Raw genomic sequence first — 9,562 nt, 5'->3', positions numbered from 1 at the left:
AGCCCCCCATAAGTGAGGGGGGCGGCTGAATTTCCTTTAATTCGCTCGCAGCTTATAAGTCGCGCCCGCTTCGGTTTGGAACGTGATCAGACCCTGAGCCTGGTCAACCCTAACGGGCACCTCGCTCGTGCCGTCTATTTTCACGACCTGAGCATGAGCGGCACCGAACGGGTTCACGATATGGACGGGGCCGCCCTTTTCACTGGTCAGCCTCACGTCGGCGATCGCTCCTCCATGAAGTCCGCTCGATACCACGAACGCCCCTCTGGCCCGCAGCTGCCTGAAATGCGCCTCCGGATACTTATCTTTTGGCAGCATGGGGAACAGATGGATCACGTCTTTTCCTCTGCTCTCGTCGAAATAGCTTTGCAGCATTAAAGCGTTAATGGTTTCCACGCTGCCGGATGTCTCGATGCCGCCGCCTTTTTGGTAAACCGTCAGGTTGTTTCGCATCAGCAAGGAGCTGCTTTTGCTGGAGCTGATGATTTTTTTGAAATGGGTTAACACCTCGTCAATATCGTAGCCGATCCGCACAGCGGCCGGAAACTGCATGGCGAACGAGTTCGTCTGCTCCCAGGAACCGTACGCTTCGATCGTATTCAGCGCGATCTGCTTCAAACGGGAAGTCGTGCTCAAATTAATCTCGTCGCTTGGCCAGAACAAGCCCGTCATCACGGCATGCCAAGGTCCCTTCACATTCGTCCCCCCGATAAAGGGGCGTCCCGGATTGACAATCCGTTTGCCGGTCTTGCCGTCGATATAGGACTCGGACTCTTTGAACACTTCTTTTCCGGTTACGGGGTATACGAACGTAGGATAATCGGCTAATTTATCCATAATATCCTGCCATTTGGCGCGCCGGGAGGCGTCGACATCTAAATCCCGGCTGGCCGTAAGGAGCCCCTTCATCAAAAATTTAACCATGGCGATGTCCAGAATGGAGTTGTCGTCGTGCTCGTTCGCCTCGCGCGGCGCGCTGTCCTTGATGACATATTTGCCGTTCTCCATCACCAAGTAATCTTCCCAGAAATCAGCCAGCGATAGGAGGAACGGATAGGCTTTATTTCGCAAAAACTCCGTATCTTTCGTGTAGGTATAATGGTTGATGAAGTTTGTAGCCAAATACGCTCCCAGCATCAATTGGTCGTTCAGCTTGGATCTGACTTTCACAGGAGCGACCGGACTTACCGGGACGCGGGCCGGGTCCCATCCGACCGTTGCCGGGCCGTAAGGCCTCGCTAACGACCGGGTTGTCGAGAAGCCGCGGTATCCCGCCTCATGCGTGCGGTTGATACCGTACGGCATATAGCCCAGCACCAGATCGAAATAGGCGTCCGCCAACTCGGGCCGGTTGCTGGAAAACACGCCCCAGTACGGGTTCTCGAAGTTATAGTTCAAAAAGTAACGGGACCCCCACCCCGGCGAGTCGTTCGTAATCCAGCTGCCAAAAATGCCCGGGGCCGCTTTGCCCGTCCGGTTGCTTGCTGCCAGCGCATACAAAGCCCCGAAATAATATTTGTCGAACCACTCGTCGTTCGTAATTACATACGACTTCAACCAGAAGTTTTTCCACCAGGCCAGATGCGCTTCATGCTGCGCGGCAATCGTTGCCGGTGTCGCTCCCATGACTCTGGCTTGAGCTAATTTCAAATAGCTCCCCGCTTCGGGAACGTCCGGATTTTCCCCACCCCCGCCGCTAACCTGCGTCACTAGCGTTACGGTCGTATTCGGCTGCAACATAAAATCGGCTTGCGCCCTGCCGCCGGACGAACGGAAGTCCGTGAGCGGCGCCCCGAGCAGGCGCGTAGCCAATACCGCTCTGGACATCCAATCCTTCGGCGTTTGGTTCGTGGAGCTTTCGCGGGCCGCCCATAATAGGCCGCGGACCGCATCCGTTCCCGACTTGAACGGCTTGTCGGCCGCTTCCGGAACCCATACGTCAACCGTTAGCGGAACAGGCGCCTCAGCTTGCGTTCGAAGTTCGGTGATCACCAGGTTGCTGTTCGCATCGACCCACGTTTTCATCTGGAGCTGGACGTTTTTCAAGGTTACGTCCGCTCTTACTTCCGCACTCAGCAGGTCCTGCTCATAGCGATAAGACGAGGCGGAACTCGTGCCGTGCGAGTGATTGGTTACCGTTACTCCGCCGACGGTCAATTTGCTGCTTTTCATCCAAAAATCGTTTTTATCGATATAAATCGTCTGCGAGTCGGCCGTACCGCCCGACACGGTGCCGACATCGCCATTTCCCAGCAGCGGACCGTCCGCATAGCCTTTAAAATTGCCGGGCAATTTGGCATAGACGCCCGTCAATCGGGAAGAAGCCAGACTCTGCAATTCCCGCCAGTCCGACATGGAATGATCGTTCTGGCTGCGCTTGGTCTCCAGATGTAACGAAGCCGCCGCCGACAGGTTGCCGGCCGCGTCTCTGGCTTTGACTTGAAACGTATAGGAGGTGTTCGGCAGCAAATCCGGAATCGTCGCATTCGTGTTCTCCGTCAGTAATGTCTTGGTCCCATAGCGTATCTCATACTGCATCACGCCTTCGTTATCTTTGGAGGCATTCCAGTTCAGGACGACGGCCGTATCGGTAATCTCCCCGGCTCTGAGGCCCGTCGGCGCCGTGGGTGCTTCCGCATCCGTGCGCGCTCCTTCGATAACCGTTGGCTCCTTCGTCCCAAATGCCGGGCTTTCCCCAAACACCATAACGGCCGGAAGCATCGTTGCTGTTAACGCCAACGCCAATATCAGAACCAGGTTAACCATCCGTTTGATTTTCATACGTGACCTCCCCGTAAACTATCTTTTCATCCGGTAGTCGCAACGAAGAAATACAAAAGCAAACTGGAAATCATCGCCATCAAAGAAATGTCCAGCATCCGGTTTCATTCTAAGGAAGCCGGTCGCCGTTGCAGCGTTCCCGGTGTCAGCTCCCTCACTCCTCCGCCGGAAGCAAGAGGCTGATTAAAAAGGCTGCCGAGAAACGTCCCGACAGCCTTGGGGCCCCGTCGGAGCCCCCTCTTTTTTATAGCGTGCTATAACTCTGGGTGTAAAATTACTTCCCCGCTTGCTTCAGCTTCAGCAGCACCGTGACCGCTTCGGCTCTCGTGGCGTTGGCGCCCGGAGCGAAGCGGTTGCCTTCCCTGCCTTCGACCAGGCCAAGCTTTTGAATGGCCCCTACGGCAGATTTGGCCCATCCCGGGATGTCGGCGTCGTCCGAAAAGCCGGTCGAGTCGGCCGCCTGCCGTGCAGCTCCCTGAGCATTGGCGATCATAACGGCCATCTCGGCCCGGGTGATCTGCGCATTCGGACGGAACGTGCCGTCCTCGTAGCCTTGAACGATCCCCGCTTGGACGGCCTGCGCTATGGCTTTCTCCGCCCAGGCGCCGATCTCGGAACGGTCGGCGAACGTAAGGGCGCCGCCCTCCTGCGCAAGCTTCATCGTCCCGGCCAGCATGACGGCGAACTCGGCCCGGGTGACGACATGATCCGGTTTAAAGGAGCCGTCCGGGTAACCTGTAACAATACCGTTTGTCACCGCTTGACGGATCATTCCTTCCGCCCAATGTCCTGCGGTATCGGTAAACGACACCGGCTTCGGCTCCGCCGGCGTTTCCCCGGCTTTCTTATCGACGGCAAATACCGTATAGATGCCCGCATCGTCCACGTTCACCTTGATCGTAGAACCATCGACCGTGCCTCCGATCTTCGTCCACTGCTTCTTCTTGCCGTCGTAAACGAACACGGCAGCAGTCTGGCTGCTCCGCAGCAGCGACGGATCGAAGGCGATTGTCAACGTGACCGGCTTTTTGAACGGACCGGCAAAGTTTTTCGTCATTTCAAACACCGGGCTAAGCGGCTTCTCTTGCTGCGTAAGGAGCTTCGACGGGTCCGCCACTTTTTCCACGGTCAGCGTCAACGCTTGATCGGCCGCATCCGCCGGAACGGTGACCGATATCGCGTCCCCCAAGCGTGCGGTGCCCGAGCCGCCTGCCGGGATCGAGAGCTTCCCGTCGGACGAAGCCGGTGCGCCTGAACCGCCGCCGGAGCCGCTGGAGCTGCCCGAATCCGAATCGGAGTCGGAGTCACTTAAGGTGGACACCACTCTCACATTGCTTATTTTCGAATAATTGCCCGCTGCATCAAAAGCCATCACAAAATAACGGTAGGTCGTATTCGGCGAAAGCCCGGTGTCCCGGTATTCGGTCTTCGTCGTCGTCTGGATCTCCGTATTGTTGCGGTAAATTTTGTAGCCCGCAATCCCGAAGTTATCCGTGGCTCCCGTCCACTTCAGATCGATCGCCGAGTCGGATACCGCTTCGGCCCGCTCGATGGTCGGTTCCGTCGGCGCTTCAGTGTCGACGATGGCCGGCGTCCACCAGTTGCCGGAAACGACCAGCATGCTCAGCAGCCGGAGGTTGTTACCGAAATAAAGCGCCTCTTCCGTCGGTATGGCCGCATTATAATCCCATAGATCGTTCAGCCACTGCTGGTTGGACGAGTCGATCATGGCGCTGACCATAAACGGGGCGGAGAACGAAAGATCCGTATCGTCACCCAATGCCTCCGAGCCGTCCAGCTTATAGCCGGCCTTGATGTCCGCCGGTTTGCCGCCGGTTTTCGCGCGAATCCAGCTGTTCAACCGGCCGAGCTGCTCTTTCGCCCGCCGATCCCCGGTCAAGAGGAAGTCGGTGCCGAGACGCCACGGTACCCGGGAAGCGTTGTAATTATAGTCTCCGTCATGCTCGTCTTCCAGAAAATATCCATTCTCGGTGTCCCATTTCTTCTCGCTTACCGGCTTGAATTGGCCGTCCGTATCCTTGAATACGAAATCAGGCAGCAGTCCGGAAGCCGGACTGTACTTCTCATGCACGCTCCGGATCATGCGGTACGTTTGGTCGATCACTTTGTCCCAGCGGCTATCGCCAGATACGATCCGAAAATCCTTCAAATGCTGCAGCATGAAATCCGAAGGGCGGGACGCTTTTCCGTACATCGGGTCCTCGTCCTTCGCCCAGTCGGCGAGCTTCAAGGTCCATTCCGTATGGTTGACCTCGCTTTCCATGATCGCGTCGATCACCTTGCGCGCCTGCTCCAAATAGTTGATTTCGCCCGCGCTTCCCCACTGCCGGTCGGCCAGCAGCAGCGCGTACGCAATATCCATATCCCCGTCCGTAGCGGAATCCGTGCCGTTGATATCGACGATGGCGCTGCCGTTGTCCGCCTGCTGCCATGCCATCAGCTGCGGGTTAATGGCGCTCGGATGCGCCCGGAAATACCGGTACATGCCGTCAAAATACGTCTTCGCCTCCGGATCGTGCCCCGCCATCAGCGCGGTGATCAGCATGCCGTACCCGTGGGCCTCCGATACGGTAATTTCCCCGTCCTTAAACCAATCCCCGTCCGCATACCATACGTAGTACTGTGCCGGGTCGTAAGGATTCCGCTTTAAATATTTTGCCTTCCATTCCTGGTAAAGCCGGGTCACCGTTGCGTCCATTTCGGCTTGCGTCACGTGATTCGGCTTGATTGAATCGCCCGCGTACGCGGTATGCTGCGGGTACGCCTTGAACGGGCCGTCTCCGGACGGCGCAGGCTTCGTCACGACCTCGATCCGGTTGCTTGGCAGCGATTCGATCGTTTCCGCATTGAATGCCTTTACTTCATAGCTGTAGCTCGCAGCGGGCTTTAGCCCCGTATCGCTGTAAGAGGTTGCCGTTGTCGTCCCGACCTTGACGCCGTCACGGTAGATGTTGTAGCCTGCCGCTTCCGTTTTTCCGGCGGACGCCTTCCAGTTCAGCTGAATTTGAAAAGCGGAAACTGCGGTGCCACTCAAGTCGGTAGGCGCCGAGGGCGGATCGGAATCAACCGGCCCATCCTGCGTGCTGACTTCAACCGCATCGGAATTGATTCTCGAACCGACCGCTTTCACGACGAAATCGTATTTTTTCGCCGGATTGATGCCGTCAACCGTATACGTGTATTCCGCTTGCGCCCCGGCCGGCACATAGACGCTCCAATGCGTTTTCACCTTGTCGTTCTTTTCATAGATCCGGAAGCCTCTGACCGGCTCGGCGCTGGCGGCGGGAGCCTTCCACGACAGGACAGCTTGATTGCCGGTCACTTGAACTTTGACGTCCTCCGCCTTCGCGGGCTTGCCGTCCGTTCTCCGAATGCCGTACCGGTCGTAGGCTTGCACCCCGCTATCCCCCGGCTTCTCATCTTCGACCGCCGCCGTATAGGCCGTAAACTTGAGCACCTCATCCGAGACGGAAACATCGGTAAACATTTTTTTGAACGGCTGGGTATCGACGGCGGCAAAAAAATCGTCATAAGGAACGCCGTTCTTATCGACATACTTCTCGTAAAATTTATTGCCGAACGCATTGGACATCAGGTAGACCGTGCCTTTCGGATTCACGGCATTGCCTTCCGCGTCAAACGTCAGCTCGCTTGCGGGAATGATCTTATCGTTGTACATCTGGAACGATCTCATATACATGTGATCGTGCGCTTCAAACACCATGTCGATGCCCATTTCGTCAAAGGCGGGAATCAGATACTTTCGGTAAAATTGAACCCGTTCGTCCTCCCATTCGCCTGCATTGTCTCCCGCCGAATATGGGCCTTTGTGGAACGCGACGAATTTCCATTTCTTGTCGCTCTTCGCCACCGTGTTCTTCATCCACGCGACTTGATCCCAAAACTGTTTATCGGCCCATTCCACGTCGACTCCGTTCTCCGCAAGTCCGCCGACAAACTGCGAATTGAATACCAGATACAGCGCATCGCCGTATTCAAACGAATAGACCGACCCTTCGTGCGTGCCTTCCACCACCTGCTTCGGCAGGTTGAAGTGGTTGTAGAAGTTGTTGTTCGGCGTCGTTTCGTCCCCGTCCCAGTCCTGAACCTCATGTCCGCCAAGAACAGGCACGAATGGCACGTTCAGCAGCTCGTTCTGCGCCGCTCCCAGCATCCACTGCCATTGTTCCTCCAAATCTCCGTTATCCACCAGGTCCCCGGCGTTGATCAAAAATTTGGGATCGCCGATATGATCGATCGCTTTTCTGAACGTATCGCCCCACGGCTCGAACCCCGATTTGCTGGAGGATTGCGAGTCCGATCCGGCAATAAAACGGTAGCCCGCCTGTTTGCCCGCATCCGTCTTGAACGACCCGATGGCGCTCCAGCCGTCCGGCTCGCCGTTGCCTACGCGAAACTTGTAGGCGGTTCCCGGCTTCAAACGGTCTGCGACCGCTTTATGACTCGTAAATTTCGTCTTCTGACCGGTTTCCCGGTCGGCCTTCTTCATGTAGGTCTCGATTTCCTCCGCGCTGCCTGCATAAGCGACGGCTTCGCTTTCCGGAAATACGCCGTCCTTCACCTGGTCGGCCTCGGCCACTTGCACGACTGTTCCCGTCTTCACGTCGGTGTACCAGGCAAACGCAAGACTAGTTCCGGGATCGCCGTTAAACGTCATATTGATCAGCTTCGGCATGTACGGCGAATCCTGCACCGTAAAGCTCCAGACGATATCCCGGGCGAGCGGGACTTGATCGTCCTTGCCCCGAATGAGCTCCTTCGGAAGCTTCACCGTGTACGTCTTGCCGTACGTAAAAGACGGATGCTGAATGTGCAGCGTGACTTGATTGACAATATCAAGCGTTACCGGAGCAAGCGCCCGGTTGTTTTCGTCGACAATGGCCGCTTCATATCCGGGATTCAGCTCGATCGGCTTATTGAAGGTCACGGATACCGGGGCGGCCGCCGACACTTGGACGGCACCGTCCTTGGGCAGCTCCGCCGTGTCGATCGTCGGGATGACAATCGGCGCACCGTCGATCCGTTTGCCCGATACCCGGACTTCCTTGATCCGGCTGGAGCCGGAGCCGCCGATTCCCGAGGAGCCTTTCGTATTCGTATCCGAACGGACAATCCAGCGGATATACAGGATGTCCCGATTGTCCGCTTCCGCCGGAAGAGGCGCGTTGATCAGCTTGCACGACTGATTCGCGCAATCGAAGCTGGACGTTACCATCGTCAGGTCCGTATTCGGCACGTCCGTCCAGGTCCGCTTATCCGTGCTGATTTGCACCTTGAAATCGCGCGGGCCCGAGCCCGAAGAGTTTTGCTGCGAGGACAGCGCAATCTGCTCGAACCCTCTCGTCGAAACGGTCGCAAGCCAATATTTGCTGCCGCTGCCGTTGTCCCAGCCTTGATAGCTGATCGCTTGTTTGTCGCTGTCGTAGGCTTCGAATACGCCGCCGATATTGCGAAACGTCGACGCCGACTTGTAGGCGCCGTCCGTGGCCGGCCACACGCCGCCGGACCCCGCGCCCGCAAAGGTCCATTCCGCGACCTTTTGACGGGATGCGGCCGAAAGTGTGGCAGCTGCGACCGGATTGCTTGCGCCCGATTCATTGCCTGCCCAATCGTACGCCGTCACATGATACGTATAGGTCTTCGCCGCCGCAAGTCCGGTGTCTTCGTAGGATGCGGCTGCCGCCGTCCCGACTTTGACGCCTTCGCGGTAAATGTTGTAGCCTGCAACTCCGACATTGTCCGTAGAGGCCGTCCATGTCAGCCGGATCGATGTGTCGGATATCGCTTGCCCGCTAAGTCCCGCCGGTACAGTCGGTGCCGTCACATCGGAGGACGAGCCCTTGCGTATCCCCTTGACGGTGACGCTGATGAGCTGGCTGGAGCCGGATTCCCCGATGGCCGCTCCGCTCGTGCTCACATTCGAAACGACAAGCCAGCGTATGTACAGGCGTTCCCGGTCGTTCGCGACGCCCGGCAGAGGCACATTGCTTAACCGAGTTGCCGTATCCTTATTCATGACGAGATCGGACAAGCCTGTGCCGTCACCCGTTAAATTGGTCCATTGCTGCCCGTCCGTAGAGAATTGCACCCGAAAATCGCGCGGGCCGGTCGAGCCCCTGCCTTGCTGCTCGGAAGACAGCGTGATCTGCCGGAAGTCCTTCGTAGAGACGGTTGCGAGCCAATATTTTTCCTTGCCCGTCTCTTCGTGCCAGCCTTGATAGCGGATCGCCTTGAGGCCATCGTCCCAGCCGAACGTTTCCGTAGCTCTCGCAGGAACGGCCTGAAGGACGGAGCTGTCCTTATAGACCCCGTAAGTTGCAGCGAACACGCTCTGATCGGCAGGATTCGCGCTATATTTCCATTCCGCCAAGGTGGTTGAAACCGGCGAATCGTCAGCGGATACAGCACCCGCAAATTGGAGCGTTAACAGGACAAGCGTCAATAAGAGCGAAAGCATGCGGTTTCCGATTCTTCTTGCATGGTTGTTCATTGTGAAAGGCATCCTTTCTTACATGAAGTTGGAATACAGCTTACTGCATGGCCTTGCATGTCCTCTTCGGTCTTCATCCGGCTATGGACTGCCGTTCTCTGTCCTCCTCCCTTGATATTATGCGCTTTCATTCGAAGTCATCCCCAACTTTGAAAATAAAAACGTTTATATTTTCATCCAAAATAAAAACGCTATAGCTTCAAAGACCGAAGATCCTAGCCCCCAGAATATATTTGATTTCCCAGCTCA

2 protein-coding genes are annotated in these 9,562 nt (G+C 56.6%); both read right to left on the bottom strand.

From position 1 onward, the window contains the following. Positions 1-36: 36 nt before the first annotated feature. The gene (locus tag PEH01S_RS15930) at positions 37-2,781 is read right to left on the bottom strand and encodes a glycosyl hydrolase family 95 catalytic domain-containing protein (RefSeq protein WP_127486618.1); all 2,745 of its coding nucleotides are present in this window, start codon (positions 2,779-2,781) and stop codon (positions 37-39) included. Positions 2,782-3,055: 274 nt separating this feature from the next. Beyond that, positions 3,056-9,313 (bottom strand): glycosyl hydrolase family 8, encoded by a 6,258-nt coding sequence (locus PEH01S_RS15925; RefSeq protein WP_127486616.1) that lies wholly within the window; start codon positions 9,311-9,313, stop codon positions 3,056-3,058. Between the last annotated feature and the right edge of the window lie 249 nt (positions 9,314-9,562).

The organism is Paenibacillus ehimensis NBRC 15659, assembly GCF_004000785.1.
GTDB lineage: Bacteria > Bacillota > Bacilli > Paenibacillales > NBRC-103111 > Paenibacillus_G > Paenibacillus_G ehimensis.
This window is presented reverse-complemented; position numbering and strand designations above follow the sequence as displayed.

What these genes read in the sequence shown, in the direction of transcription:
- PEH01S_RS15930 (WP_127486618.1), bottom strand. Translation starts at nt 2,781, where the DNA reads ATGAAAATCAAACGGATGGTTAACCTGGTTCTGATATTGGCGTTGGCG.
- PEH01S_RS15925 (WP_127486616.1), bottom strand. Translation starts at nt 9,313, where the DNA reads ATGAACAACCATGCAAGAAGAATCGGAAACCGCATGCTTTCGCTCTTA.